This is a genomic window from Acinetobacter sp. 25-47-130 (assembly GCF_056779705.1).
Genome location: NZ_JBWYII010000007.1, coordinates 24,802 through 50,968, shown reverse-complemented (window position 1 = coordinate 50,968; position 26,167 = coordinate 24,802). Strand labels below are relative to the sequence as shown.

General features: G+C 37.9%; 30 protein-coding genes and 1 pseudogene. 19 read left to right on the top strand and 12 right to left on the bottom strand.

The window, feature by feature from the left end; genetic code table 11:
• The first annotated feature begins 165 nt into the window (after nt 1-165).
• The 3 genes from AC1M83_RS09675 (at nt 166) to AC1M83_RS09665 (ending at nt 2,351) form a co-directional block, all read left to right on the top strand.
• Nucleotides 166-411 carry a hypothetical protein gene (locus AC1M83_RS09675; RefSeq protein ID WP_092767507.1) on the top strand — a complete coding sequence of 82 codons (246 nt, stop codon included), beginning with the start codon at nt 166-168 and terminating at the stop codon, nt 409-411.
• A gap of 167 nt (nt 412-578) precedes the next feature.
• Nucleotides 579-1,163, top strand: a complete 585-nt coding sequence (locus tag AC1M83_RS09670) for a TetR/AcrR family transcriptional regulator (RefSeq protein ID WP_180028295.1) — start codon at nt 579-581, stop codon at nt 1,161-1,163.
• Between the two features lie 6 nt (nt 1,164-1,169).
• Nucleotides 1,170-2,351, top strand: a complete 1,182-nt coding sequence (locus tag AC1M83_RS09665; protein WP_481590537.1) for an MFS transporter — start codon at nt 1,170-1,172, stop codon at nt 2,349-2,351.
• A 39-nt stretch (nt 2,352-2,390) separates the two neighbouring features.
• Here AC1M83_RS09665 and ygfZ read toward each other — a convergent pair whose 3' ends face one another.
• Nucleotides 2,391-3,113: a CAF17-like 4Fe-4S cluster assembly/insertion protein YgfZ gene (ygfZ, locus tag AC1M83_RS09660; protein ID WP_481590536.1), complete on the bottom strand. Its 723-nt coding sequence runs from the start codon at nt 3,111-3,113 to the stop codon at nt 2,391-2,393.
• Between the two features lie 272 nt (nt 3,114-3,385).
• Here ygfZ and acnD point away from each other — a divergent pair, with 272 nt between their 5' ends.
• The 12 genes from acnD (at nt 3,386) to AC1M83_RS09600 (ending at nt 13,071) form a co-directional block, all read left to right on the top strand.
• Complete coding sequence (gene acnD / locus AC1M83_RS09655) at nt 3,386-6,004, top strand: Fe/S-dependent 2-methylisocitrate dehydratase AcnD (protein ID WP_481590535.1); 2,619 nt, start codon at nt 3,386-3,388, stop codon at nt 6,002-6,004.
• 80 nt (nt 6,005-6,084) lie between these two features.
• Complete coding sequence (locus AC1M83_RS09650) at nt 6,085-7,164, top strand: hypothetical protein (protein WP_481590534.1); 1,080 nt, start codon at nt 6,085-6,087, stop codon at nt 7,162-7,164.
• Nucleotides 7,165-7,247: 83 nt separating this feature from the next.
• Nucleotides 7,248-7,511 (top strand): hypothetical protein, encoded by a 264-nt coding sequence (locus AC1M83_RS09645; RefSeq protein ID WP_481590533.1) that lies wholly within the window; start codon nt 7,248-7,250, stop codon nt 7,509-7,511.
• A 48-nt stretch (nt 7,512-7,559) separates the two neighbouring features.
• Nucleotides 7,560-7,766, top strand: coding sequence for a zinc ribbon-containing protein (locus AC1M83_RS09640; RefSeq protein WP_481590532.1), 207 nt, complete (start codon nt 7,560-7,562; stop codon nt 7,764-7,766).
• Between the two features lie 118 nt (nt 7,767-7,884).
• Complete coding sequence (locus AC1M83_RS09635; RefSeq protein ID WP_481590531.1) at nt 7,885-8,457, top strand: DUF4126 domain-containing protein; 573 nt, start codon at nt 7,885-7,887, stop codon at nt 8,455-8,457.
• A gap of 37 nt (nt 8,458-8,494) precedes the next feature.
• Nucleotides 8,495-9,217 carry a hypothetical protein gene (locus AC1M83_RS09630; protein ID WP_092767493.1) on the top strand — a complete coding sequence of 241 codons (723 nt, stop codon included), beginning with the start codon at nt 8,495-8,497 and terminating at the stop codon, nt 9,215-9,217.
• 245 nt (nt 9,218-9,462) lie between these two features.
• On the top strand, nt 9,463-9,666 hold the full coding sequence (locus tag AC1M83_RS09625) for a hypothetical protein (RefSeq protein WP_051586633.1): 204 nt from the start codon (nt 9,463-9,465) through the stop codon (nt 9,664-9,666).
• Nucleotides 9,667-10,200: 534 nt separating this feature from the next.
• Complete coding sequence (locus tag AC1M83_RS09620) at nt 10,201-10,866, top strand: RluA family pseudouridine synthase (protein ID WP_180028302.1); 666 nt, start codon at nt 10,201-10,203, stop codon at nt 10,864-10,866.
• Nucleotides 10,867-11,032: 166 nt separating this feature from the next.
• Nucleotides 11,033-11,413: a ribonuclease E inhibitor RraB gene (locus tag AC1M83_RS09615; RefSeq protein WP_035269856.1), complete on the top strand. Its 381-nt coding sequence runs from the start codon at nt 11,033-11,035 to the stop codon at nt 11,411-11,413.
• Between the two features lie 144 nt (nt 11,414-11,557).
• Nucleotides 11,558-11,896, top strand: coding sequence for a zinc ribbon domain-containing protein YjdM (locus tag AC1M83_RS09610; protein WP_035269853.1), 339 nt, complete (start codon nt 11,558-11,560; stop codon nt 11,894-11,896).
• Nucleotides 11,897-12,129: 233 nt separating this feature from the next.
• Complete coding sequence (locus AC1M83_RS09605) at nt 12,130-12,594, top strand: YybH family protein (protein WP_179998993.1); 465 nt, start codon at nt 12,130-12,132, stop codon at nt 12,592-12,594.
• A 72-nt stretch (nt 12,595-12,666) separates the two neighbouring features.
• A complete protein-coding gene (locus AC1M83_RS09600) occupies nt 12,667-13,071 on the top strand; it encodes an NUDIX hydrolase (protein ID WP_481590530.1) in 405 nt (134 codons plus the stop codon).
• Between the two features lie 10 nt (nt 13,072-13,081).
• Here the strand turns inward: AC1M83_RS09600 and AC1M83_RS09595 are convergent, their stop codons facing one another.
• The 8 genes and pseudogenes from AC1M83_RS09595 to AC1M83_RS09560 all read right to left on the bottom strand — a co-directional run bounded on the left by AC1M83_RS09595 (nt 13,082) and on the right by AC1M83_RS09560 (nt 20,132).
• A complete protein-coding gene (locus AC1M83_RS09595; protein ID WP_213032613.1) occupies nt 13,082-14,032 on the bottom strand; it encodes a tRNA dihydrouridine synthase in 951 nt (316 codons plus the stop codon).
• Nucleotides 14,033-14,146: 114 nt separating this feature from the next.
• Nucleotides 14,147-16,894: a bactofilin family protein gene (locus AC1M83_RS09590; protein ID WP_481589219.1), complete on the bottom strand. Its 2,748-nt coding sequence runs from the start codon at nt 16,892-16,894 to the stop codon at nt 14,147-14,149.
• Nucleotides 16,895-16,935: 41 nt separating this feature from the next.
• Nucleotides 16,936-17,598: a PilW family protein gene (locus AC1M83_RS09585; protein WP_092767483.1), complete on the bottom strand. Its 663-nt coding sequence runs from the start codon at nt 17,596-17,598 to the stop codon at nt 16,936-16,938.
• 3 nt (nt 17,599-17,601) lie between these two features.
• A complete protein-coding gene (locus AC1M83_RS09580) occupies nt 17,602-17,892 on the bottom strand; it encodes a hypothetical protein (RefSeq protein WP_481590581.1) in 291 nt (96 codons plus the stop codon).
• 69 nt (nt 17,893-17,961) lie between these two features.
• Nucleotides 17,962-18,048: pseudogene (locus AC1M83_RS09575) on the bottom strand (type IV pilus modification PilV family protein); the annotation flags it as partial.
• Nucleotides 18,020-18,547: a pilus assembly FimT family protein gene (locus tag AC1M83_RS09570; protein WP_481590529.1), complete on the bottom strand. Its 528-nt coding sequence runs from the start codon at nt 18,545-18,547 to the stop codon at nt 18,020-18,022. The gene AC1M83_RS09570 and the pseudogene AC1M83_RS09575, both read right to left, overlap by 29 nt.
• Before the next feature lies 1 nt (nt 18,548).
• On the bottom strand, nt 18,549-18,962 hold the full coding sequence (locus tag AC1M83_RS09565; RefSeq protein ID WP_481587214.1) for a type IV pilin protein: 414 nt from the start codon (nt 18,960-18,962) through the stop codon (nt 18,549-18,551).
• A 360-nt stretch (nt 18,963-19,322) separates the two neighbouring features.
• Nucleotides 19,323-20,132 carry a cytochrome C assembly family protein gene (locus AC1M83_RS09560; protein WP_179999001.1) on the bottom strand — a complete coding sequence of 270 codons (810 nt, stop codon included), beginning with the start codon at nt 20,130-20,132 and terminating at the stop codon, nt 19,323-19,325.
• A 143-nt stretch (nt 20,133-20,275) separates the two neighbouring features.
• Here AC1M83_RS09560 and ffh point away from each other — a divergent pair, with 143 nt between their 5' ends.
• Both ffh and AC1M83_RS09550 read left to right on the top strand, forming a co-directional pair.
• The gene (ffh, locus tag AC1M83_RS09555) at nt 20,276-21,682 is read left to right on the top strand and encodes a signal recognition particle protein (protein WP_035269264.1); all 1,407 of its coding nucleotides are present in this window, start codon (nt 20,276-20,278) and stop codon (nt 21,680-21,682) included.
• Nucleotides 21,683-21,805: 123 nt separating this feature from the next.
• Complete coding sequence (locus AC1M83_RS09550; RefSeq protein WP_179999002.1) at nt 21,806-22,360, top strand: RBBP9/YdeN family alpha/beta hydrolase; 555 nt, start codon at nt 21,806-21,808, stop codon at nt 22,358-22,360.
• A gap of 30 nt (nt 22,361-22,390) precedes the next feature.
• On the opposite strand, the gene AC1M83_RS09545 is transcribed toward AC1M83_RS09550, so the two are convergent.
• The 3 genes from AC1M83_RS09545 to AC1M83_RS09535 all read right to left on the bottom strand — a co-directional run bounded on the left by AC1M83_RS09545 (nt 22,391) and on the right by AC1M83_RS09535 (nt 24,480).
• Entirely contained in the window at nt 22,391-22,858 is a 468-nt protein-coding gene (locus AC1M83_RS09545; RefSeq protein WP_481590528.1) for a hotdog fold domain-containing protein, read from the bottom strand.
• Nucleotides 22,859-22,960: 102 nt separating this feature from the next.
• The gene (locus tag AC1M83_RS09540; protein WP_035269271.1) at nt 22,961-23,701 is read right to left on the bottom strand and encodes a type III pantothenate kinase; all 741 of its coding nucleotides are present in this window, start codon (nt 23,699-23,701) and stop codon (nt 22,961-22,963) included.
• 26 nt (nt 23,702-23,727) lie between these two features.
• Nucleotides 23,728-24,480, bottom strand: coding sequence for a biotin--[acetyl-CoA-carboxylase] ligase (locus AC1M83_RS09535; RefSeq protein WP_092767469.1), 753 nt, complete (start codon nt 24,478-24,480; stop codon nt 23,728-23,730).
• A gap of 27 nt (nt 24,481-24,507) precedes the next feature.
• On the opposite strand from AC1M83_RS09535, the gene AC1M83_RS09530 reads away from it, so the two are divergent.
• Nucleotides 24,508-25,308 carry a sulfite exporter TauE/SafE family protein gene (locus tag AC1M83_RS09530; protein WP_035269256.1) on the top strand — a complete coding sequence of 267 codons (801 nt, stop codon included), beginning with the start codon at nt 24,508-24,510 and terminating at the stop codon, nt 25,306-25,308.
• A gap of 163 nt (nt 25,309-25,471) precedes the next feature.
• Complete coding sequence (locus tag AC1M83_RS09525) at nt 25,472-26,167, top strand: GntR family transcriptional regulator (RefSeq protein WP_035269253.1); 696 nt, start codon at nt 25,472-25,474, stop codon at nt 26,165-26,167.

Sequence of the window (26,167 nt, the reverse complement as noted above, 5' to 3'; positions counted from 1 at the left end):
GCTTCGCTTTGTGAATAAAGTCTGATTATTGCAATGTGTGCATATAAACGATACTGGATTTATGTTGTTCAGCCTTGAATATATGGATTTAACCAAAATTTTAATGCACTAGTAGTTCTTCGATGGTTTTGCTTAAATACGCATTGTGCAATGAGGTGGTCAACGATGTTTATAAAAGGCATTAAACGTAATTACGATAAAGTTTTTCAAGATGATTCAATCCCAGATGAACAAAAGATAGATGCGCTTTTATTGAAACTTGGCGAGCAGTATTTGGTGAGTCAGGAGAATCGAGTGTACGTATTCCAAAAAGGTGATTTAACTGTAAAGTTTGATGCTAAACACGCGAGAGCATTTCATTTTAAAGATTATGTGGTGAAGGATATGAATAAACTATTTCATGGCTTTTAGAATAAACCTCCTAGCGATATAGGAGGTTTTTTTATGAGTCATCTCTCAATCGATTGAGAGTTAAAATCATTCCATCTAACGCCTTGGTCTTATTTTCATATCTTTATCAATAAAAAAACTCTATTATAAAACGATACGAAACGTATCGTTTTATTCGTGAGGATTTCATGGCAAGCGAAGACAAAAGTGCACGACGCCGATCATGTATTTTAGCTTCAGTCAAACAGGCTTTGAATGAAGTGGAATATCACCAACTGACAGTAGAAGACATTGCTTCACGTGCTGGGGTGGGAAAGTCGACCATTTATCGATGGTGGTCACATAAATCTGAATTGGTTCTAGACACGTTTAAGGAGCTCACACTCTCAATTTTTGAGTTTGAGCCAGAACTCGACCTTGAACAAAATCTTAATCGACAATTGCTTCGTTTGGCTAAGGCTTTAGATCATCCAGTGGGACGAGCGATGTTGGTGGTTATGGCGAATCATCGTGAATTGGCTGCAACATTCTTCAAGCAATATTTGTTACCTAAACGAGTTCAACTGCATCAACTGATCCAACAGGCGATTGAGGCGGGGGAGCTGATAGAACATGATCACTATGATTTGGTACTTGATCGACTGTATGGTCCTATTCATTACCAAATTATTTTCTTTAATCATTTGCCTGATGAGCACTATATCCGTCAATTGGTCAAATTGAGTTTAGATCCATTACGCCCTCAAGCCCAAACATTAATGCGACAAGAGTAGATTTTCATGAGTGTAACCACCGAGCGACTTTGGAATCGTTCATTTATCTTGTGTGTATTAAATAATTTATTTGTTTTTATTTACTACTTTGCCATGTTGGCTGTCCTTCCGATTTACATTGTGAAGGACTTAGCGGGATCAGTTGAAGAAGCAGGATTAGCGTTAACGCTTTTTCTCGCCTCATCAATAGCAGTACGACCATTTTCAGGTATGATCATTCAAAAAATGGGTAAGCGACTCACTATGCGTGGATCGAGCACGTTTTTTGCGGTCTTTGCATTTGCTTATTTATTTATTGATAACATGTGGTCATTGTTGCTTATACGATTTTTGCATGGGATATGGTTTAGTGTGTTGACCACTGTGGCTGTTCCAGTCGCGAATGACTTTATTCCTGAGCATCGTAAAGGTGAAGGCATGGGCTATTATGTGATGTCCACAAACCTAGGTGTGGTATTTGGACCGTTAATTGCGCTCACCATGATTCAATTTTATAGCTTCCAAATTTTATTCGGTGCTCTCGCGGTGCTCATCAGTTTAGGTCTAATTTTTAGCTGGCTATTAAATATTCCAGCGAATCAGATACCTCAGCAAAATAAAATGAATAAAAAAGGTTTTCAGCTAGACGATTTTCTTGAGCCTAAAGTTTTTGCTGTAAGTGGTGTTGCTTTACTTACAGCTTTTGCTTACTCGAGTATTACCAGTTTTATTACGGTTTATAGTGAGAGCAAACAACTGCTGGCGTACACCAGTGTATTTTTTATATTGTTTGCGGCGTCGATGTTAATTGTAAGACCTTGGGTTGGTAAAATTTATGATCGTCAAGGTCCGAGTGCTGTTATCGTTCCTTCTTTTATATTTTTTGCGATTGGACTTGTGGTCGTAACACTAGTTAATAATCAGTGGATGTTGTGGTTATCTGCAATTTTTATTGGAATTGGATATGGTTCAGTATTTCCTTGTTTGCAAACGCTCACCATTCAAACCGTAGATAAACATCGGATGGGGCATGCAATATCAACATTCTTTATTTGTTTTGATATTGGTCTGGCAGTTGGTTCAGTTGTAATGGGATTGGTTATTGCACAATGGAGCTTTGAATTTATGTACTGGTGTTGTGCGGTATTGGTCATATTAAACCTGATCATTTACCGGAAATATGTTCCAAATCCTCAGCCTATTAGTTAATAAAAAAACCTCCTAAATGGAGGTTTTTTTTAGATTATTTTACTGTGGTCTAGCCACATCACCATTTAAATACTCAGGCAAATCTAAAACAGTCACGTCTAACTCTGCTAATGCTTCAGGACGTGCCACCACCAAAGCGATATAACCGTTTTCGAATGGCGCACTATTGACGACTTGTACACTTTTATCGAGTTGTTCAGCTTCTGCTGGTACAGCACCTGTACCCTGAATTAAATGTAACCACGCTTTCGGTTTAGCTTTAAACCATAAACGTGCAATCACTTCCTGACCCAAGTAACAACCCTTGTCGTAGTGAACGCCTTCACGTTGATGTAAACGGAGTTCTTGGGGTTGGAACACGTGTTCTATGGCTTGATCAATGTAAGCTTGACCATGTTGAATAGCTTGAACTTGCCAAGCGGCAATATCTGTTACTTCTGCTGAGAACGTTGTGGTGTCACCTTGAAGCGTAGGATAGACCTGACCTGATTCTTCAAGTTTCATTTTGGAAAAAGCACCAAATTTTTTAATGTGTTTAGAAAATTCTTCAGCTTGATCTTGAGTGGTTACAATGACAAAGCTTTCAGGATTCAGCTTTGTTAGCCATAAACCAAAGTGAATTCGACCTTTTAAATCACAAATTGCTGTGTAGCGCGTGATATTTTCTTCAAGGCGTTCAACATGCAACGTCACTTGACCTTGTAAAAATTTTTGAGCATCCACGCCATTAAGCGTAAATGAGGAGAAAGATAAATTGTTCATTTTCTATGCTCGAATCTGAATCTAATACTAAAGAATTATCCCAATTTTCCACTATTTTTCAAAAAAAAGCACATAACTGCTAATTTAACTGCGTTATTTGAAACAAAATATTTCAAAAACCCTGTTTTTTACACCTAAGTTTATGAAATATATAAGATTTGGGAAATGGACTTTCAGCAGTGTACTATGCCATCACAAATGATGAAGTCTCATCAACAACAAAATGTTTAGAAAGTTTAGAAAAAAGATGCTCAAGGCAAGGCAGGAACGCGATGAATAACAACTACCGTAAACCACTGCAAGGTACCCAGCTCGAATATTATGATGTGCGTCAAGCCGTTGAAGATATTCAGCCAGGCGCATACGCAAAACTCCCATATACTTCTAAAGTACTTGCAGAGCAATTGGTACGCCGTTGCGACCCTGCAATTTTAGAGCAGTCTCTTAAAGAGTTAATCTTTAACAAACAAGACCATGATTTCCCTTGGTATCCAGCACGTGTGGTCTGCCACGATATTTTGGGTCAAACCGCACTTGTGGATCTTGCAGGCTTACGTGATGCGATTGCCGACCAAGGCGGTGACCCATCTAAAGTCAATCCTGTTGTACCAACTCAGCTGATTGTCGATCACTCACTCGCAGTCGAGTACGGTGGTTTTGATCCTGATGCATTTGAGAAAAACCGTGCGATTGAAGATCGCCGTAATGAAGACCGTTTCCATTTTATTGAGTGGACAAAAACCGCTTTTGAAAATGTCGATGTAATCCCTGCGGGTAACGGCATCATGCACCAAATCAACTTGGAGAAAATGTCTCCAGTGATTCAAAACCGTGGTGGCGTGGCTTTCCCTGATACGTGTGTAGGCACAGATTCACATACACCACATACCGATGCGTTAGGTGTGATCTCGATTGGTGTCGGCGGCTTAGAAGCTGAAAACGTGATGCTTGGTCGTGCATCTTGGATGCGTTTACCTGACATTATTGGTGTAGAGCTTGTTGGTCAGCGTAAACCGGGCATTACGGCAACTGATATCGTATTGGCTTTAACAGAGTTCTTGCGTAAAGAGCGTGTAGTCGGTGCTTATTTAGAGTTCTTTGGTGAAGGTGCAGACACCATGTCGATTGGTGACCGTGCAACGATTTCTAATATGACCCCTGAATATGGTGCAACGGCTGCGATGTTCTATATCGACCAAAACACCATTGATTATTTAACGCTGACAGGTCGTGAGCCTGAGCAAGTGAAGCTTGTAGAAACCTACGCCAAAGAAATTGGTCTGTGGGCAAGTGATATGACTAAAGCCGAGTACCCACGTGTACTCCGTTTTGATTTATCGACAGTCACTCGTAATATTGCAGGGCCATCAAACCCACATGCGCGTGTATCAACAAGCGATTTAAAAGCCAAAGGTATTGCAGGTAATTTAGACGCTGCTCGTGCGCAAGAAGCAGAAGGCTTAATGCCTGATGGTGCAATCATCATCGCTGCTATTACATCATGTACCAATACCTCTAACCCACGTAATACGGTTGCAGCTGGCTTGCTTGCTCGTAAAGCGAATGAACTCGGCTTAGTGCGTAAGCCGTGGGTGAAATCATCTTTTGCACCGGGTTCTAAAGCCGCAGCATTGTATTTAGAAGAAGCAGGTGTACTCGGTGATTTAGAAAAACTTGGTTTTGGTATCGTGGCGTATGCATGTACGACTTGTAACGGGATGTCAGGTGCGCTAGATCCAAAAATCCAGCAAGAAATTATCGACCGTGACCTCTACGCAACGGCTGTTTTATCAGGTAACCGTAACTTCGATGGTCGTATCCACCCGTATGCAAAACAAGCATTCTTGGCATCGCCTCCGCTCGTAGTTGCATATGCGATTGCAGGTACAATTCGTTTTGACATTGAAACGGATGCTTTAGGTCATGATAAAGATGGCAACCCAATTTACCTCAAAGACATTTGGCCATCAGATGAAGAAATTGATGCATTGGTGAAAGTTGCGGTTAAACCTGAGCAATTTAAGAAAGTGTATATTCCAATGTTTGATTTGGGTGAGAAAGTTCAAGCTGCAAGCCCACTGTATGATTGGCGTCCGCAAAGTACTTATATCCGCCGTCCGCCATATTGGGAAGGCGCACTTGCAGCACCACGTACTTTAGCCAATATGCGTCCGCTTGCGATTTTAGGCGATAACATTACAACGGATCATTTATCACCATCGAATGCGATTATGATGGATTCGGCAGCAGGTGAATATCTACATAAAATGGGCGTGCCTGAGGAAGACTTTAACTCATACGCAACGCACCGTGGTGACCATTTAACGGCACAACGTGCGACCTTTGCCAATCCGAAATTGTATAACGAAATGGTGGTACGTTCGGACGGTACGATTAAGCAAGGTTCAAAAGCGCGTGTAGAGCCTGAAGGCGAAGTAATGCGTATGTGGGAAGCCATTGAAACCTACATGAACCGTAAACAGCCTTTGATCATTGTTGCAGGTAAAGACTACGGTCAAGGTTCTAGCCGTGACTGGGCTGCGAAAGGTGTACGCCTTGCAGGTGTAGAAGCCATTGTAGCTGAAGGTTTTGAACGTATTCACCGTACCAACTTGGTCGGTATGGGTGTGTTACCGCTTGAGTTTAAGGCAGGAACTGACCGTAAAACTTTAGGTTTGGATGGTACAGAACTGTATAGCGTGATTGGTAATATTGCGCCACGTTCGACTTTGACTTTAGTTATTGAGCGCTCAACGGCGGATGGTAAAAATCAAACGATTGAAGTGCCTGTAACGTGTCGTTTGGATACCGAAGAAGAAGTGTCTGTGTATGAAGCGGGCGGGGTATTACAACGCTTTGCACAGGATTTCTTAGAAGGGAATGTGGCTTAGACTTTAAGTGTAATGTAATTGAAATTGCTTAAAAATAATCCTACATTAGTGTAGGATTATTTACTTATTGAGCTAGAAGAATGATTATAAGTTTAGTAGATGCTTTTAAAGTTGATAAATTGAAATTTGAAGCTACGGGGGCTTTTGATCCAATTTTAGGAGTTGATACAAGACTTTTTATTGATCCAAGTTTAATAAGAGATTGTAAAATTCCAGAATTTCAAAAGGCATATTTAAAAATTCAAAAATTTTTTGAAAATATCATTCGAATATTAAAAAAAGCCAAAAATACTTCTAAATCAGATCTTTTTTGGAAAAATGCTCTAAATTTTTTTAAAACCAATGAAATTAAAGGCTTTAGTATAGGATATTCCACAAGTACGCAAGGAAGTGGCATTGGAGATAAGAAAAAAGCACAGATTTTGGCGAATATAAAAGCAATAGTTGATGCAGGAAATGATGACCCAGCAATTTTTGAATTAATTGGAGCTTTTGAAGATGGTGTTGGGCCTGATCTGATCAGTGATATGACAACAAATATCTTGATTGAAGAGTTAATTGCTTATACTCAAAGAGTATCAATTGAGGTTGGAATTGAATTAAAAGAATTGAAGTTTTCTAAACATTATAAGCCAGCCATGTTGCCTGAGAATCCCTATAATAATGAACCAATTATATTAGTTCCTAAAGAGTTCCTCAGAGATTTACCTATTGCACATGAATTTGCTGATCTGAATTGGATAAAATCTCACAATGAGGAGCTAAGAGAATTTTTTAACGATTTATTAGGAAATGCATATAAAACAGTCACGCTAAAGGAAAAGAAAACACATGTAAAAAATGTTTTTATATCTCATCCTTATTTGTTAAAAGATTTACTAGATGCATATTCAAAATCTAAACCTAATTACTATAATTTTAATGAAGATAAAACAGGTGAAGTAATTTGGTATAGGACTGCTCAAAAAGTATTAGCAGATAAACCTTTAGAATTAGCTTTAAATAAAGAGCCATCTTTAGATGATGTATACAAGATTGTCGAAAAAATTTGCCTACATTTTAAGGAATTAATTGAAAATAATGGTTTAAGTAAATTACTTTATGACGATAAGGATAAAAGAAAGCATGAGTCAGCTGCACAATTACTGTTTTTGGTATAGCTTGTGCGTATTGTTACGCAAATAATTTAGATTTATCTCCTGAAGCTGATGCAGGTAGAGGTCCAGTTGATTTTAAAATAAGTATGGGCGCATCTATAAAAGTCTTAGTTGAAGTGAAACTAACGTCAAACAATCAATTAACACATGGATACGAAAAGCAGCTTCCAATTTATCAAAAGGCTGAAAAGTCTCAAAGAGGAATATATTTAGTTCTCTATAATGAAGGAATAACAAAATCACGATGGAAGAAATTTAATGACCTAGTTCAAAACAAAAAACTTAATAATTTAGAGGTCATTGTTGTAAATGCTATTCCTAAGGCATCGGCGAGTGTGGCGGATGAGTAGTAATAAGCTCAATATAACTTCGCCCAATCGCCACCATCATCTGTCGAAATGGACAATAAAAAGTCATTCACACTCCGTTATAGTGATCTCACCATTTCTAAAATTATACGGAGAACAAAAATGGTTACAGCTGGCTCTAAACCGGGAACAGGTTTCTATTTTTGCGTTCAATGTGGGCATCGTGCTTACTTAGAAATTGGTACTGATCGTTTACCACCGTGTACCAAATGCTTAAGCAATCAATTTAAAAAATAATTCGCTCAAGCAAACACACTAAAACAGACACCACTGTTTTAAACAAAAGCCCTATTACACCATAGGGCTTTTTTGTTACCTTAAGAAAATTAAAAACATATTAATAAAAAGGTTTGCTATGGAAACAATACTCGGTTTATGTCTTGGTATAGGATTAAGTGCTGCATGTGGCTTCCGCGTATTTGTTCCCTTATTGGTGATGAGTATTGCTGCCATTATGGGCATTTTTGAACCCATCAAAGGTTTTGAATGGTTGGCGATGCCATCAGTCTGTATTGCATTAGGCTTTGCCACACTATGTGAAATAGGTGCTTATTACATCCCATGGGTAGACAACTTACTCGACACCATTGCAACACCTGCCGCGATGGTGGCTGGAACATTGACGACCATGGCGGTAAGCTCTGGTGAAATGTCGCAATTTGCAAGTTGGGCTGCTGCAATCATCGTCGGTGGTGGAACAGCAGGAGCAGTGCAACTTGGGACAGTGGCAGCACGGGGCGTATCGACCGCAACCACGGGTGGCGTGGCAAATCCTGTGGTTTCTACAGGTGAGTGGGTCAGCGCATTGGTGATTTCCGTATTGTCATTCTTTATACCAGTATTGGTAGTGATCGCTTTACTAATTGGTGTGGTTTGGGCAGTACGTTGGTTCAAAAAGAAAAAGCAGCGTCAAGCTGATGCTCAGTAAATTTATAAAAGAAGTATTAAAAATACTCGGATAAAGAATGAAAAATATATTGGCATTTTTTCAAGTTTTAATTGGGCTTTACTTTTTGGGTGATCTGATTAGACAGAATCCAAAGATTGATGGGTTTTTACAAAATACTGAAAAAAAATTTTCAAATTGGAATCACAAGCTCAAAGATTCAAATGCAAAATCAGGCTTATTTTTGTTGAAGAAGATTCATGGTTACTTATCTATAATTTTTATCATTATATTTCTCGTTATCCAAAAATTATGGCCTTCACAAATTTATTTGCTTCATCTTCTGTCCGCTGCTTTCGTTGCTTGTATATTTGTTTGGTTGTCTTTGACCTGGACAATTGATCATAAAAACATGATCCTTTCGATGGCAAAGCAAGTTGCTTTTTTAAGTGTAACGCCTTTTATTGCAGGAATAATGGACTATCTTTTTTCATTAAATTTTACAGCAATATTTGTTCAGATATACAACACGCTCGCACAGACACTGCATTTGGAACCGAGCGGGATGCATCATCCAATTATTATGGGGCTTGTAGGCAGTCTTATTTTGACAAGCTTATTTGTCATCTATTACATAATAATGTGGGTGATTTCGCTACCAACACTACTGATTTTTCTATTATTTATGCTGAGTGCTCAGAGAATTGCCAAATTAATTAACAGTATTGCGCCTAAACAGCCTTTAATGGGTTTAGCTGTAATATTGTTTATCATTCTGACGTTTGTTCAAGCAAATATCTAAATTATTCAGTGGATGAATTGAATTTACAAACTTCTGAACAAACTATATCTTTGATTTTTAAGTGAGATTGTTTAAATATTTAAAAACCACGATCAATTTTACAGCTATTTTAGCTCAGTATTGGTCTAAAGCTTGCTTTAGATTTATAGCACTTAAGCTCATTGAAGACTGAAATAAACTTATAGGATCACCCTGTGAATACAGTACAAGAAAAATCCCGCGCAAAACTTCCTTTTAAAGTCCACATGATGGCAGGCTGGCCGTTGTTACTACTGATTATTGGTGGTGCTGTGGGTGGTGCACTCGGTGCAATTGCTTATACAATTAACCTCAAAATTTATAAATCTGAATTATCTCAACTACAAAAAGTACTCGCTAATCTTATGTGCGGCATGTTTGCCATGATGTTGTGGTGGAGCATTGCATCTTGGATTCAAGCCAGTCTCTAAAATGAAAGGTCAACTTGAATTTTAATTGCAATATTTAGCTAAAAAACGCTAAAAAAAGTGTATCAATGAACCTATTTGGGAAAAAATATTATATTTATAAGGTGATATGAAATATTTTTTTATTCGATGCTAAAATTCGTTAATCTTAGGAAATTAATCCCGACGCAGTCTCGCTATTATATATCTCAAGGGTGTGACGGGATCGAAAAGAGTAGATTGCTACCAGTTGCGTACAACGTGCGTGTAGTACTTACCCAAAAGGTCTTGATTCGGCTTAGGACGCTATAAACCAGAAGTTTATAGGCAATAGGGTTATAACTTACAAAGTTATAATAGTTGAAGTAAACAACATGTTTTCCCTGACACCCTCAAAATTCTCTTAAAAAAAAATTATAATTCTCAATTCTCAATTCTCAATTCTCAATTCTCAATTCTCAATTCTCAATTCTCAATTCTCAAATCGCTCATCTTATAAATTGACACTGTGTTGATCAGTTGCTATTTTTCCGCATCCCAAAGAAATGCTTTGTTCACATGCCTTTAGACGATAATTTTGTATATATGCCACCTCAAGGTCCACTTAACATCGTCTATGAAGATGATGATTTGGTGGTCATTGATAAACCAGCAGGACTATTGTCTGTGCCAGGACGCTTGCCTGAGCATCATGACAGTGCGTATTTAAGAGTGATAGCTCAATATCCAAATGCAAAAATTACCCATCGTTTAGATATGGCAACCTCTGGAATTTTGATGTTTGCAAAACATCGCGATGCTGAAGTGGCTGTGAGCAAAATGTTCCAAGCGCGCACCGTGAAAAAAAATTATGTGGCACTGGTGCAAGGTAAAATTGCACAACAGGGACAAGTAGACTTGCCTTTAATTACGGACTGGGAAAACAGACCGAGACAAATTGTTCATTTTGAACTTGGAAAATCAGCCTTAACACTGTTTGAATTGGTCGCTTATGATGCGCATTTAGATGTTAGTCGTGTCTTGTTGACGCCAATTACGGGGCGTTCACATCAATTACGCGTACATATGCAAGCCATAGGTCATCCGATCACAGGTGATAAACTCTATCATCCAAACCCTAAACTCAGTGATTTAGGGCGTATGGCTTTGCATGCGAGTTATTTAGAGTTTCAACAACCGTTGAGTGGTATTGAAATTAAAATTGTGAGTGAAGTTCCATTTTGAATGAAACGCTTCAAGCAAAATACGTATTGTGAGTGCCTAACTAAAATTTAACAATTACGATCATATAAAGTTAAGAACAATTTCTAATGAATTCTTCTCCAAAATGAAATAAATATAGGCTACTCTAGGATATTGTATACGCAATAACCACAATAAGGATGAACGTATGAGCCGTGATTTAGAACAATTTCCAAATGATGATAATGGCGATGTACTGTGGCAAATGTTCCAGGATGGAGATGATTTAAGCGAGCCGCATGAGATTGAGTACTCAATTGCTTTTAGCTCTAAAGACAAAGCTGAAAAATGTGCCTTGTTCTTGCTTCAGGAAGAACAAAAGATCAGTTTATTTATTGATGAAGAGTCTGAATCCGCAGAATGGATTATCACGATTTATGTGTATATGGAGCCAGAATACTCAGATATTGTGGATTTAGAAGAGTGGTTTACCAAAATAGCCAATGACTATGACGGTGAGTACGATGGATGGGGATGTATGGCATATGTATATGATGATGAAGATATAGAAGATGAGTTTCAAAGCTAAACAAGGCTAGAGCCAATAAAAGAACCTAAGTGATTGAACTTAGGTTTTTTTTATTTAAACCTTATAAAATTTAAGGTTTTTTTCTATTCGCTAGATGAAAGTGGTATATTGAGCAAAATTTTTTTAATTTTTTGGATTTTTTTTATGTCTTTGCCAAATTGCCCAAAATGTTCCTCTGAATATACTTATGAAGATGGGGACCTCTTGATCTGCCCAGAATGTTCACATGAATGGAAAGAAGGAGAGACACTCGAAGAAGTGGTTCAGATCAAAGATGCAAATGGCAATCTTCTTGCAGATGGCGATACCGTAACGGTTATCAAAGATTTAAAAATTAAAGGTTCATCATCCGTAATCAAAGTCGGTACTAAAGCAAAAAGTATTCGTTTGTTGCCAGATGCAACGGATGGTCATGATATTGATTGTAAAGTAGATGGTTTTGGCGCAATGAAACTTAAGTCCGAATATGTAAAGAAAGCATAAGCTTTTATAATGGCTTCAGTGAAACTGGGGCCAATTTTTTATGCGAAAATAACTCGTCATTGGTTTTCTGATCATAATGATAAGTTTTAATAAATAATGGTTGTTTTTTATCAATTTAAATTGAATTTTAGATACAAATTAGAATAAAAATTTCTTTGCTTGGCACAAAATAACATTACACTTCTTCTTTAAAAGTGTTAACTTCATCACACTAATAACAATAAGGTCACATCATGTCTATTCAGATTGAGGGTAATGTTGTTGCTGCTCATGAAGTATTAGCGCAATTAAAAGAATGGGATTCAGCATTAGTGGGTAATAATGTTGATGCGTTAATCGAAAAATGTGCACAAAATGTAAGTATGTTTGATGTCAGCACTCAACTTGAAGGGGCTGAAGCTTATCGAAAAGAATGGCAAAAATTTAGCCCATATTTCTTTGATGGGATGCAAATCACTCGCCGTGATGTAAAAGTGCATGCGAGTGATCATTTGGTTGTATTACACTGTCACTCTAAAGTGGAACATAAAGCCTTAAAAGGTCAGCTGCAAATGCCTTGGTGTCGTACAACATTATGTCTACAAAAAACCAATGAACAATGGGTGATGGTACACCAACATATTTCTATGCCTGTAGACTTAGCAACGGGAAAGGCTATCATCTTGAAGGATAAATCAAAATTACGGCTTGTGGTTTAGCTTATCTTGAGCATTTAGATGGGCTTAAACAGTGTTATCTTTCATGAATGAGTTAAATTCTGGAGACGTGTCATGGGATTTTATGATTTTTATCGTTTGAGTTCTCATGCGGTGATCACCAACCCAGAGGGACAAGTCTTATTACTGAAAGCAAACTATGCCAATTACAGTTGGGGGTTGCCAGGTGGTGGTTTAGATCAAGGTGAAACCATACATCAAGCTTTGCTCAGAGAATGTAAAGAAGAAATAGGTTGTGATGTAAGCATCCAATATTTATCAGGGGTCTACTATCACGCACATGTAAACTCACACACCTTTATATTTAGATGCATGATTGAAAATAACGCCCAAATTCAACTCTCTGAGGAACATACGGAATATGCATGGTATAGTCCAGAGCAACTGTCTGAAGTTCAACGCACTCGCGTTCAAGACTGTCTGAATTTTCAAGGTGAAGTTCGGAGTTATTCATTCTAGAATTTAGAAATTAGACAGTTGGCATAATGTTTTGAAAATGATTGAGCTTAGCAATGATTTCATCTACTTGTTTGAGACGTTTCACCTCATCCCATAACAGTTTTGCTTCAGGATAATGTTTAGACATCATACCTAGCCATTGCTTATAACGTCCGACCATATTCATTTCTTTTTTATAAGAACCATTTAAGAAGCGAATTTGGAGTGTAATTAAATCGCTCCATTGTAATATCGCTTCGTCTTTATTTTGTCGGATGCATTGTGTGACATCGGGTGTTGTCACTGCTGCACGACCAATCATTAGATCTTCACAACCTGACTCTAGTAAACACTGGCGCGCATCTTGGTTATTCCAGATTTCACCATTGGCTATCACATTAATGCTAAGCGCATGACGAATGGGTTGAAGTTGATCCCAAAAGGCGGGTGGGGTGTAGCCATCTGCTTTTGTTCGTGCATGAACGGTAACCCAAGCGGCACCAGCATCTTCTATCGCATGTGCATTTTCTAGGGTGAAATTACGATCCATATAACCTAAACGCATTTTTGCTGAAACTGGTATTTCAGCAGGCACTGCATCACGTACAGCTTTAACCAGTTGATACACTGTTTCAGGTTCATCCAATAATACAGAACCACCTCGATGCCTGTTTACTGTTTTAGCTGGACAGCCAAAATTCATATCAATTGCAGGTGCACCTAACTCCACCGCTCGAACGGCATTTGCAGCCAACATGGTTGGATTATTCCCTAAAAATTGAACATGAACGGGTGTTCCTGCTGCTGTTTTGCCATCGTTCAATAATTCGGGACAGTAAGAATGATAGATGTGATCTGGAAGGACAGAATCAGTGACACGGATAAACTCAGTTACACACCAGTCGAAGCTGCCGACATGTGTGAGAACATCACGCATGATGGGATCAGTTAAACCTTCCATGGGTGCTAAAACGAGTTTCACTTGGTCACCTGAATATGGGAAAAACGGTGTTATACGGTGTTTTGTAAAGCTTGTCTAGTCAGAAATTTCACACAAAAAAAAGCCCAAACTTATGTTTGGGCTTTTCGCTTCCAATTATTGATATTTAGCCCATTGTAGGTCTGCATTTTTAATGGCGATGAAATCATTGGCATTCACATCGTCAACTTTATTTAAATTTTTATATTCATTTTTGGGAATATAAATATTTGTACCAGCACCCATTGTATTGTGTTGTTGAACACTAGTATACGGTGGGACACCTTGAGAGCTGATATTACCAAAGATTCCATTTTTTTCACCGATACCACATGCTGCACTACCTTCAACATTACTTCTTGCTAATACGTCACCATAAATTTGTGCACATGCACCAATACGCACAACTTGATTAGACATCAAGGCAACTAAACCAAGTTCTAACTTTGTTATTTCTTTATTATCAATAGTCACTGTATCAAGCGTACCGTTAGGTAATCTATTGGTATTTTTATACATCGTATTCGCATCTTGGCACAAATTCACTGGCGTCAAGAATTTGTTCGATAAAGTTGCAGGTGTTGTTGCAGGTGGACTAACACTAAACTTAGTATTAGACGTAGTGCCTAAGTTACGTGAACAAATTAAGGCATCTGTTGCATTTGGATTTCGCGTAATATTACGAGGCGAATAAATGCGAGGAGACATCGCAATCGCATCAATATCACCTTCAGCAAGGAAAGTATTGGTGAATACAGAATCAGTACTATCCGCCGCAAGATTCGCTTTACCAGAAATAATTAATTTACCTTCGAAATACAGAATACCTGGAGCAAAACTTGCGTTATCGAATGTAGATGTATCCATTGAACGAATATACCAAGTGTCTGGTAATGTATAGTCATAATCTTTAGGCCAGCCAAATATATAACGATCTTTACCATCAAGACCATTGAAGTCTAAGCTGACCCGTGGAAGATATCCAATAATTTGGCTCGTGCAATAACCGCTCTTATGCTCAGTACGTAGCCCTAAACTATTGGTCATGACCTGTTCTTCATGAATAGTTTCACAAATAGCACCGACATAATCTTTGCTATTCAAGGTGTATTTCCCTAAATAGAAACCTCGTGAGCCTGAGTTTGAGTTCTCAGGGTCAATTTTCATGATTTGAGTTTTATTTCCTGAAGTATCTACAGCAAACTGTTTGTGAATATTATTAGTAGCGTCATACTCATACATGTAAGTGATTTTAGAGCTCTCATTGCGAAGATGATTTAAATATACGCGAGCAGCGCCATATTCACGTACGAAAATATAGTTTGCATCATTTCGATATTGACGAACATCGACTCTGGTTTCAAACGTCATATTTTGAATTGCTTCTTGAATACTGGCTATGGTTTCAGAAATATCGTATTTAGGAATATCTGGAAAAGTACTGAGCTGAGGGATGCTTGTGAGTTTTTCATAAATTTTTCCACTAATTGCATTCTTAAATCCTTCAACTACACCATTCTGATTTGAAGTACTAAAGTTGGCAAGATAGACATCACCTTTTACGTCTTCAGCAATAAGACCATCTAATAAGCGTAATGGACCGTTAGAATACACATTTCCACCAATCCAACTTGTACTTAAGCGGACTCCAGCCTTGTACACGCCAATCCCTTGTTTCGACTGATTGTGAGCATAGGCCGATTGTTCAATTTTGGAGAAGGTATCAAGGTCAATAAATTCTTTGGCTCTTACACTGCCCTTAACGTCACTACTAGAAATATTAACTTTCCCGCCTGATGTAATATCACCCGTAACAACACTAGTTCCGATCATTGTTACGTTGCCACCTGCCATGACATTTCCGTTGACTTTACTAGAAACGGAAATATTGACATTCCCTTGGTGTGTGGTGATAGAAGACACTTCAACATTCGTGCGTAGTGTTACATCTTTATTGGTATGCAAGTTTGCAGCATAGCCACCTTCTGTAAGGCTAATATTTCCGTCAGTGGAAATATTTTGAGCTTTAGAACCAAGAGAAAGTGTGACATCACCAATTGCTTTAATATTTTCTGCTTTGACATTAGTTAACAGTTTAACCCACTCACCAGATGAAATATTGCCAAAATTTCCGCCGTTAATAATGTGAACATAGCCCTCAGCATTGATGTTAATTACAGCCCCATTTCTTGTACCACAGGCATCAATTAAACAATCAATATAGACATTTCCACCTTTACCATCTTTGTCTTTCTTAACGTTAATAGTTAAGTTTTTGATATTTTTGATTTTGAAACCAGCTTGTAAGGACAGGCTGCCACCATCGACATTCAGTTCGACATACTCATCTGGTTTAGTTGGATCTTCGCCGGAAATGGTAGTGCCAGACATAAATGTTTGACCAGTGAAATTAATAACACTCTTGTACTTAATCAGGTCTGCTGCAAGGTCATAGATTGCTTGTATCGTAGTAGCTGATTGAGCTGACCCACTTTTCGACAGAATATTTGCGATGACAATACATTTGGTTCCAGTAGAACCATCTGGGTTATTGGTTAAACCATTGCAACCTTTTACATCTTTTACTTCAACCGTGACATAACGTTGGTTGGTATCATCATTTAAAAGCTGAATTTCACCTGTATTTAATAAGCTTTGGCGAAAGTCGTTAATATCGGTATCCTTATATTTTTTTAATAAATATTCACGAAAGGCACTAACACCTGACCATCCCATGAGTTGTACGTTGGTTTGTGCATGCGCAGCAACATTTGCTTCTTTGTTGGAGATGAGTGATTTTGCAACAGTCGATGTTATGATCATCACTGTAAGCCCGATGAGCAAGACCAAAAGAATAGTGGCCATGCCTTGCTGCTTTCTTAAACTATTCATCTTTAATCTCGCTCTTAAAGGTTAACAATGTTATTAAGACAAACGGTATTACTCACTGTTTGACCAATGTTTGAATTTTGCATTTCATCTGCGTATTGACGATTAGCAGTAATCGTCAGTTGGCGCGTACCTTTGGAGTTGTTTTTATCAATTCCAAAAGGTGTACAATTTCCCGGTGTTAATACAAAGTTAAAAACGGTGCCTGTTTCTAAGGTCTTAAAGGAAACAATATGCTGTTTTTCATCAGGTTGGCTAAAAGTTTCTATATTTAATACTGCTTCAGACCCACAGTTATTCTTTTTAAGAAAGATTAAGCGATATGTATCACCTTCTTTTTCTTGAGTTAATGCTTCACAGTTGTAATTAATCGTTGTATTTGCAGACATTAAGCTTGTTACAGGATCTGGATTCATTCGCCAGAAAACAGCAGGTAAATTTTGAGTGTCCACTCCTACAGCAATATCTGATGTTTTTCCTGAACCATAGCCTGCATTTTGAACGAGCTTCTGTGCAACTGATAATGCTGTTCGTATTTGAGCATCGTATTCCGAATCACGAGAAGAACTAATACCAATTTGAGTCGTCTGTTTAAAAAGCATGAGCATCATTAGCATGCATAACATTGCAATGACTAATCCAACCATCAACTCAACGAGCGTAAATCCTTTTTGACTCATGATTTATCTCCCGACTCGATAACAATCTAAGCCTTCCATACTGTCTTCAGCACAGGTCTTGGCATTAGATTGATTTGTACTCGCAGCTAACACAGGCCATGTAATTTTTGTACCTGCGACACCGCTCGTTTCACTAATATTTTCAGAATTCAAATTGCAATAAATGTAGTAGGTATTACCATTTAATGTGAACGATTTACTTTCGGTAGATTGGTTATTGAATGAAGCACAAACATCAGTTGAATCAGTAGATATAGTGATGGTTTGTAAGCGATTTTGCAGTTCGTTTATCACTATATTGTCAATGTTCATATATCGTTGCGTGTTCAACATTTTGCTGATTGCTAAACCGCTACCAAAAACAATAATCGAGAATATAAGTAAACCAACAAGAGACTCCAACAATGTGAAACCACGTTGATTAGTTGATTTGAATGTTTGCTGATTCATTATTCTTCTCAACTGTAACGGTTAAATTTAAATTTGAATTGCACGTTGCTGATGCTGAACTTGCAGCAACCAACATCCCATTCGAGTTAAAAGATAGACAATAAAACTCTGTATTGTTTACTTTGAAAAATACATTCGATGCATAGGGAATTTTTTGAAGGATATAGTTTTGGTCAGGCGAGTTGCCGTCACTTGTTGAACACGCATCAGTATTGTCCTTAGCAACACGAATCACTCTAATTTCTTGATGGGTTTTATCTATACAAACAGATGCTGCTGCAAGTGAAGACTCTTGATTATTCGTGTTTCGAATTGCTGCAGAACGGGCTTGATAAGTCGCATTTTTAATACCTGCTAGCGCTCCATCAACATGACTTTGATCTACCCAAGCTCTGGTTAAAGAAGTACCTACAAATAACAAAATAGCCAGTACAACGATCGTAATCATTAGTTCGATCAGCGTGAAACCAAATTGTTTTCTATAACCAGTATTTTGCATATTATTTCACCCAGTCAGTATATGAACCACAACCGGACACGGTACGAGTTCCATCATTTTTGAGTGTTAATGTACAACCTAAAACTCTTGCTTCAGTTCCAATTGCCTGAACCGCATAATTCACACCATCTGATGAAGTGTACGTAAAATTAAATGAATCAGAACTTGGATTCCAAGTTGTAAATTTAGTTTTTACTGCGTTGGTATTTGATAAGGTTTCTTTAGGATAGTTTAGTGTTCTTTGATATGCATTTTCAGCACCTAATGAAAGTGCGATTAAATTCGATTGAGCTTCTTTGATTTTGGCTTTGGTGACGTAGTTTTGATAACTAGGTACTGCAATTGCGGCCAAGATTGCAACAATAATGATGACGATCATTAATTCGATTAAGGTAAAACCTTTTTGCAATTTCATACATACCCCAAAATAATCATCAAAAATATCCATTTACTAACTGTAACATTAGTTACTAACCTAAATAATAACAACTTATAGGAGATTAATGGGGGGTATTAAGCGATGAATAGATTATTAATATTAATTAATTAAATAATTCAAATAATATTAACTATTATTTATTAAATCATCATAAAGGTTTAATGTAGTTTTTTATTTTAAGTAATTGATTTTTATTACTATTTCTAGTATGAAAATTTTATTTATACTTAAAATTTATTTATCTATATTTTAAATGTATTTAAAATATATAAAATTTAATATGATGTGATATTTATTTAATTATTATAATTTATTGTGATTCAAATCACACAATTATTATTTTCCTAGAATCATTTCTAATACAAATTTTGATCCAATAAAGCCTATTGCAAGTAAAATAAAACCAATAATGGTAAAGCGTCTCGCTTTTTGACCGCGCCAACCAAAACGATAATGTCCAAATAAAAGTGCACCGTAAACAAACCAAGAGACAATACTAAACGCTGTTTTATGTGCCAAATGTTGTGCAAAAAAATCATCAATCGTAAAAAAGCCGAAGATAAGTGCAGTACTTAATAAAATGAAACCTGTAACAAGCATATCGAATAACAGAGATTCCATTGCTTGATAGGAGGGTAATAGATTTACCCAAACACGATGTTTCTGTTTGTTTTTTAATTCACGATCTTGTAACCACAACAAAACTGCGTGAATTGTTGCCATTAATAGCACTGCATAAGCCGAGAGTGACAAAATAATGTGGACATCAAGTCCAAGCGTATTCTGTTTAAGTGTAAGTATAGGCTGGCTCAAGGAATAGCCTAAAATTAAACCCAATGCAGCTACTGGTATTCCAATCAGATTTAGGGCAAGTACAGGTCGATAAGTGCTATAAAGCAGGCTCAATAACAGCATGAGTGCTGAAGTAAATGAAAGGAGATTAAAAACATTATAGTTAATGCCGAAAGGCGTTTTCATATCTATCAATAAGACGACAGCATGCAAGATCAAGCCTAATCCAGCTACGAGACTGATAAACCAATGATTAGGGACACGTTTAGTCATTAAATGGGTAAATAAATACCAAAAGGCAGTGGTATAGGCGATCAATGCTAAAATTGTGTAAACCAAAGGGAGGCTAATCATGTCAAACCTTTTTATGGATGCTGAATATTCATCTAATAAGATATAAATTCCAAACGAACTACAGTATCCTATAGCATCTTATGCATAAATTTTCTATTTTAAGAAAGATTTTTTTGCAACAACCATTTTAAGCGGATTTTGCAATGTTTGATACCTTAACAGAACGACTCACGCAGAGTTTAAGAAATGTTACTGGCTCTGGGCAACTGACCGAAGACAATATTAAAGATACGTTACGTGAAGTGCGTATGGCACTTCTTGAAGCCGATGTTGCACTTCCTGTAACTCGTGAATTTATCGCGAAAGTTAAGGAAGAGGCATTAGGTCAAGAGGTGATGTCACAGTTATCTCCAGGCCAAGCATTCGTCAAAATTGTTCATGATGAACTCACCAAAATGATGGGTGAGGCAAATGAAAGTCTTGATCTTGCTGCAAAGCCTCCCGTTGTTGTTTTATTGGCTGGTTTACAAGGTGCAGGTAAAACGACGACTGCTGCAAAATTAGCTCGTTTTTTACAAGAGCGTCAAAAGAAAAAAGTCGCAATGGTTTCTGCCGACGTCTATCGTCCTGCAGCGATTAAGCAGCTCCAGACTGTAGCAGGTGAAGTCGGCGCGATTTTCTTTGAATCAAGTGCTGATGAAAAGCCAATTACGATTGCAAACCGAGCAATTGAACAAGCCAAAATTCAATTTGCGGATGTATTGATTGTCGATACTGCAGGTCGTTTACATATCGATGACGATATGATGGGCGAAATTAAAGAATTGCATGCAGCGATTAATCCTACAGAAACACTGTTCGTTGTAGATGCAATGACCGGTCAGGATGCTGCAAATACAGCAAAAGCATTCAATGATGCATTGCCTTTAACCGGTGTGATTCTTACAAAAACTGATGGTGATGCGCGTGGTGGTGCGGCACTTTCTGTTCGTGCAATTACTGGTAAGCCTATTAAATTCTTGGGGATGGGGGAGAAACTCGATGCCCTTGAACCATTCCATCCTGAGCGTGTAGCACAACGTATCTTAGGTATGGGTGATGTGCTTTCTTTGGTCGAAGAGCTTGAACGTAAAGTCGACAAAGAAAAAGCTGAAAAAATGGCGAAAAAACTGCAAAAAGGCGGCAGCTTCAACTTTGAAGATATGCTGATGCAGTTTGAACAAATGAATAAAATGGGCGGTATGATGGGCTTCTTAGACAAGTTGCCTGGCATGAGTAACTCAGGAATTCAGGATGCGATTGCTCAAGCAAATCCTGAAAAGCAAGTGAAGAAAATGGAAGCGATTATTCAATCGATGACCATCAAAGAGCGTCGCAATCCTGACTTGATGAATCCAAGCCGTAAAAAACGTATCGCAGCAGGTTGTGGTATGGATGTTGCTGAAGTCAATAAGCTGATCAAACAACATGCCCAAATGGCAAAAATGATGAAAAAATTTGCGAATCCATCGGGTATGGCGAAAATGATGAAATCATTAAGCGGTATGCAAAAGAAATTTGGTGGCGGCGGTGGCGTTGGTCCGTTATTTGGTGGCAAAGATCCAAAATAACTCCCATAATTTAAAAAGGCGCTTTGGCGCCTTTTTTCATGCTACATAATTTTGCAAACTTACTATTTAGTTTAAAAAATAATCAATTCATGATGTTGAGAATATAGTCAAGAGTGCAAGAAAATGACACAGGTTTATGTTGTGCATGGATATACGGCAAGCCCTGAAGAAAATTGGTTTCCATGGATACAACAACAAGCTGATCAGTATGGTATTCCATTAAAAGTATTGAGATTAGATCCTTCTGAGACGCCACAATTAGGAACGTGGGAACAACAAATGAAAGAGCAAATAGCTCAAATTGATGATCAAACAATTTTTGTTGCTCACAGTCTCGGGTGTATTGCAACTTTACATTACTTAAGCCAAGTGCTTTTAAACCAAAAAATCAAAAAATTAATTCTAGTTGCTGGTTTCAATGGACGTTTAGGGCGTCTTGAGCAAGTCAATCCATTTATTGATGCTGCTGATATAGATTTTGAACTCATTCGTGACCAAGTTCATGATCGCGTGGTCATTTATTCTGAAGGTGATGAGCGCGTTCTGCCTAAATTTAGTTTCCAGCAAGCTGAAAGTATTGATGCACATGTCGTTGCTGCTGAACATCAAGGCCATTTTATTGATTCAGAAGGTTGTACGGCATTGCCTGAGGTCTGGGCTGAGATTATTCGAGATTAATTCAGAAGCTATAAGCTCTCACTGACGTGTTTAACGTGATGTCACCCACATATTGATTTCTGCTCTAAAGACAAGCGCTTGGTTTTGATCATGGACTTCGATACACGCTACAAATTTATTTGGTATGGATTGACCCGCTTGAATTGGCGTCAGAGGATAAGCAACTGCTGTTAAATCGGTCGTTGCTTTTTTAATATAGTTGACTTGCATACCATCGGGTATCCATCGATGGCTTGGTGGAAGAGTGACTTCTGTCATTAGACCACCAGTAAGCTCTGCCAAATTACACAATGCGATCGCATGTATAGTATCGAGGTGATTTAAAACCCTTTTTTCTTTAGACATCTGGACCTGACAAAAATCTGGTCTCAATTCAATAATTTTCGTGCGAATCGACTTGAAATAAGGTGCTTTGAGTTGGATCACTTGATTGAAAAGTATTTTCCCAAAGGGCAGTTTCTTCGCGATATTCCAAACGTTTAACGTCCTGTTATTCATGTTGTTCAGCCTGTTTTTTTGTATTTTGGATGTGTGTATTGACACTGAGTGAATAATTTTTTGTTTTAAGAGACACTCAGTTCAGCAGACCTGATGACCAAGTTATGTTTTTTGTTGCGTGACAGCAAGATAGCGTTGTAAGCCTTTTAATAATAAATCGGTTTCAATTTTCGGGTCATAAGATTGTAAATATTGAGCAAAAAGTGCTGCATCTCCACCTGTAAGGATTAATTTTCTAGGAGATGTTGTTAAAACTTTTTCGATCATACTGACCAATCCCAATAAAATACCATGATGAACAGCATCCATTGTATTTTGCCCAGGACTTAACTCATCAAATGCAGCATCAGGGATTTTGATCCCTTTGGTATTTTGAATAAGTGAGTCTCGTTGTAGATAGAGATTAGGTACGATATATCCCCCTAAATGTGTAAATCCATCTGCTAAATCAATTGTTAAGGCCGTTCCACAACTGATCACGCAATATTTCTCTTGAGGATCGGTGACGACCGCTAGAACTTGTAGCCAACGATCGATACCCAATTGATTCGGTTCTGTATATCCACATTGGAGTCCTGCATATTCTTGATGAACTTTAGCAACGACAATTGGGATATCCAGCAGTTTTAAAATTTTGAGTATACGATCGTTATTTTTCTTGTCTTGAACAGATGAGATACCGACTTCTGATAGGTTTTGAGATTTAAAGTGTTGGATGAGACCCAACATTAAGTCCGCAGGAGATTGTAGATGAAGCTCCGCCACATGCTCCAAGATTTGCTCACCTTCCGTGATCCAATATTTTAAACGCGTATTGCCTATATCTAACCAAAGACGTTTCATCATGTATTCGCTGACCTATCTTTTCTCTATTTTTTTAAGCGTAAACGCCCTTGATACAAACCGATTAAACCTTGTTCAGTCAAAATATTAATTCGACCATCGTCTCCAATACCTTTAAAGATACCTTGTACTGTTTTATTCACTTGCTCAAATTCTACAGTCTGATTCATAAAAGCAGCATAGTGATTGAAACGTCCTGAGAGGTTATAACTTCCGTGCTCAAACCATTGTCCGGCTTGCATGATGGCAAGATAAAGCTCTGAAATAATCTTAATTCGATTTGGATGAGCTAAACCCAATTGCATGATTGATGTGGTTTGCTGTTCGATTGCTGCATCAGAAACAGGCAATAAATTAATACCAACACCAACAATCGCCTGATGTGGGGTTACAGGCTCTACCAAAATGCCACCCCATTTGCCTTGCGCACTATAAAGGTCATTTGGCCATTTGATTTGTAAATGATCCAATGACTTAAATGAAGGAATTTGCAAAATATTGAGTGCAATCTCAAGGGATAGTCGACCATCTAAGGGTGTTTTGGTTTCTAGCAATGTGCTTAAATAAATATTCCCGACTGGGGAAACCCATTGTCGTTGATGTTGTCCACGTCCCTGAGTTTGAGTCTCACTGCATACAAGAATACCCTGTACACCTTTTTTGATGAGTGCGCGTACTTCATCATTGGTTGAAGTGGTGCTCTGTTTTAACAGTAAAACTTCTGGAAGTTGTTGAGCTTCAGTTAAAAGCTGACTGAGGTGGCGAGTCTCTAAATCCATGTTGAATCTGAGAAGAGTAAAAGATTTATGGAGTTAATCATATATTTAGCTATTGGTGCAATCGCTGGTTTTACTGCAGGGTTGTTTGGCGTGGGCGGTGGATTAATCATCGTACCCATTTTATTTATTGTATTTACCCAAATGGGTTATGACCCAACTGTCATTATGCACATGGCGCTTGGAACATCATTAGCTACGATTGTGGTCACATCGATTAGCTCAGTTATGGCACATCATAAAAAAGGTGCAGTGCTATGGTCAGTATTTAAAAATTTAGCGCCAGGTTTGGTACTGGGTTCATTTTTTGGTGCTGGATTGGCCAGTATTATCTCTGGACCAATGCTGCAATTGATTATCGGTTGTTTCGCAATTTGGGTTGCATACCGTATGTTCCGTGGTGCTAATGTGGTGGTCGATCAATCTAAGCAACTACCTTCTGTACCTGCTCAATTGGCTGCGGGAAGTGGAATTGGGGTGGCTTCAGCAATTTTTGGGATCGGTGGAGGAAGTTTAACCGTACCTTATTTAAATCATCATGGGGTGGTGATGCAAAAAGCTGTTGCAACATCTGCTGCATGTGGACTGCCGATTGCTTTAGCAGGTGCATTTGGATTTATGTTCTACGGACAAAAAGCACCTGCTGAAATCGAAAATGCCATTGGATATGTTCATGTTTATGCATTCATTGGCATTAGTGTAATGAGTTTTATCACCGCAAAAGTAGGAGCAAAAGTTGCACATAAACTGTCAGCAGCGATGTTGAAAAAATGTTTTGCAGCTTTGCTTACAACTGTAGGAATTTATTTTATTTATCAAGGCGTATTTTGAGGAAAATATGCCAAATAACTCTCAAAAAAAAGTGATGTGTATTGACTTAAAAATTTGATAAATTGTCAGACAAAGACATAGTCAGTATGATGCTATTGGTATAAAAACAATAAAATAGCATCATGTTTGATGAAGTGTGAGTAAAAAAATAAATAGGAATATTATGCAATTGGAAGAAGTGGACAGCCTTTCAGAGCAAATAGCCAGACATATAAGTGAACAGATTATTAGTGGCGAATTGGTCGAAGGTGAACGTATACAAGAATTGCGTATCGCTAAAGAATTAGACGTGAGTCGAGGTTCGGTACGTGAAGCTTTATTATTACTTGAACGCACGCATTTAATTGAAATTTATCCAAGACGCGGCGCAATTGTGTCAGAAATGTCTGCCCAACAAGTGCGAGCTTTATTTGATACGAGTGCTCTTATGTTAGGGCAGATCGTCCAGCGTATGAGTGAAACTTGGCGTAATCATGAAGCTGAGGCGCTTCAGCAACTTTTGCAATATTTAATTGAACAAGTTAAACAAAGTAATACTGAAAAATTTTACGATGGTGTATTTCAATTTTTAGCTAAGCAACAAGATATGGTAGCCAACCCATACTTAATGAAGTTTTATCGCGAACTGTTGCCATCTATACGTCGTAGTTATTTTTTAACCTTAAATACTTCGCGTAGAGAGCTCCAAGAAGCACTTGAATTAATTAAGCTCGTGATCGATGCAATTTTGATCCGAAAATCACAACAAGCTACTTTATTTATGGAAGATTTTTGCCGACACTTGCGCAATCTAGTGTTAGAGTCACTGACACGAATGAAACAAATTGAACTAGCTTGGGCGCGGAGATCGCGCAGATAA

Excerpts from the sequence above, each read along its gene's own strand:
- AC1M83_RS09550 (WP_179999002.1), top strand. The coding sequence starts at position 21,806 with ATGACACAGGTTTATGTTGTGCATGGATATACGGCAAGCCCTGAAGAA.
- AC1M83_RS09665 (WP_481590537.1), top strand. The coding sequence starts at position 1,170 with ATGAGTGTAACCACCGAGCGACTTTGGAATCGTTCATTTATCTTGTGT.
- AC1M83_RS09610 (WP_035269853.1), top strand. The coding sequence starts at position 11,558 with ATGTCTTTGCCAAATTGCCCAAAATGTTCCTCTGAATATACTTATGAA.
- AC1M83_RS09525 (WP_035269253.1), top strand. The coding sequence starts at position 25,472 with ATGCAATTGGAAGAAGTGGACAGCCTTTCAGAGCAAATAGCCAGACAT.
- AC1M83_RS09590 (WP_481589219.1), bottom strand. The coding sequence starts at position 16,894 with ATGGCCACTATTCTTTTGGTCTTGCTCATCGGGCTTACAGTGATGATC.
- AC1M83_RS09570 (WP_481590529.1), bottom strand. The coding sequence starts at position 18,547 with ATGCAAAATACTGGTTATAGAAAACAATTTGGTTTCACGCTGATCGAA.
- AC1M83_RS09565 (WP_481587214.1), bottom strand. The coding sequence starts at position 18,962 with ATGAAATTGCAAAAAGGTTTTACCTTAATCGAATTAATGATCGTCATC.
- AC1M83_RS09560 (WP_179999001.1), bottom strand. The coding sequence starts at position 20,132 with ATGATTAGCCTCCCTTTGGTTTACACAATTTTAGCATTGATCGCCTAT.
- AC1M83_RS09675 (WP_092767507.1), top strand. The coding sequence starts at position 166 with ATGTTTATAAAAGGCATTAAACGTAATTACGATAAAGTTTTTCAAGAT.
- AC1M83_RS09620 (WP_180028302.1), top strand. The coding sequence starts at position 10,201 with ATGCCTTTAGACGATAATTTTGTATATATGCCACCTCAAGGTCCACTT.
- AC1M83_RS09600 (WP_481590530.1), top strand. The coding sequence starts at position 12,667 with ATGGGATTTTATGATTTTTATCGTTTGAGTTCTCATGCGGTGATCACC.
- AC1M83_RS09625 (WP_051586633.1), top strand. The coding sequence starts at position 9,463 with ATGATGGCAGGCTGGCCGTTGTTACTACTGATTATTGGTGGTGCTGTG.
- AC1M83_RS09545 (WP_481590528.1), bottom strand. The coding sequence starts at position 22,858 with ATGAATAACAGGACGTTAAACGTTTGGAATATCGCGAAGAAACTGCCC.
- AC1M83_RS09535 (WP_092767469.1), bottom strand. The coding sequence starts at position 24,480 with ATGGATTTAGAGACTCGCCACCTCAGTCAGCTTTTAACTGAAGCTCAA.
- AC1M83_RS09605 (WP_179998993.1), top strand. The coding sequence starts at position 12,130 with ATGTCTATTCAGATTGAGGGTAATGTTGTTGCTGCTCATGAAGTATTA.
- AC1M83_RS09540 (WP_035269271.1), bottom strand. The coding sequence starts at position 23,701 with ATGAAACGTCTTTGGTTAGATATAGGCAATACGCGTTTAAAATATTGG.
- AC1M83_RS09650 (WP_481590534.1), top strand. The coding sequence starts at position 6,085 with ATGATTATAAGTTTAGTAGATGCTTTTAAAGTTGATAAATTGAAATTT.
- AC1M83_RS09530 (WP_035269256.1), top strand. The coding sequence starts at position 24,508 with ATGGAGTTAATCATATATTTAGCTATTGGTGCAATCGCTGGTTTTACT.
- AC1M83_RS09640 (WP_481590532.1), top strand. The coding sequence starts at position 7,560 with ATGGACAATAAAAAGTCATTCACACTCCGTTATAGTGATCTCACCATT.
- ffh (WP_035269264.1), top strand. The coding sequence starts at position 20,276 with ATGTTTGATACCTTAACAGAACGACTCACGCAGAGTTTAAGAAATGTT.
- AC1M83_RS09585 (WP_092767483.1), bottom strand. The coding sequence starts at position 17,598 with ATGAGTCAAAAAGGATTTACGCTCGTTGAGTTGATGGTTGGATTAGTC.
- AC1M83_RS09615 (WP_035269856.1), top strand. The coding sequence starts at position 11,033 with ATGAGCCGTGATTTAGAACAATTTCCAAATGATGATAATGGCGATGTA.
- AC1M83_RS09635 (WP_481590531.1), top strand. The coding sequence starts at position 7,885 with ATGGAAACAATACTCGGTTTATGTCTTGGTATAGGATTAAGTGCTGCA.
- AC1M83_RS09670 (WP_180028295.1), top strand. The coding sequence starts at position 579 with ATGGCAAGCGAAGACAAAAGTGCACGACGCCGATCATGTATTTTAGCT.
- ygfZ (WP_481590536.1), bottom strand. The coding sequence starts at position 3,113 with ATGAACAATTTATCTTTCTCCTCATTTACGCTTAATGGCGTGGATGCT.
- acnD (WP_481590535.1), top strand. The coding sequence starts at position 3,386 with ATGAATAACAACTACCGTAAACCACTGCAAGGTACCCAGCTCGAATAT.
- AC1M83_RS09645 (WP_481590533.1), top strand. The coding sequence starts at position 7,248 with ATGGGCGCATCTATAAAAGTCTTAGTTGAAGTGAAACTAACGTCAAAC.
- AC1M83_RS09630 (WP_092767493.1), top strand. The coding sequence starts at position 8,495 with ATGAAAAATATATTGGCATTTTTTCAAGTTTTAATTGGGCTTTACTTT.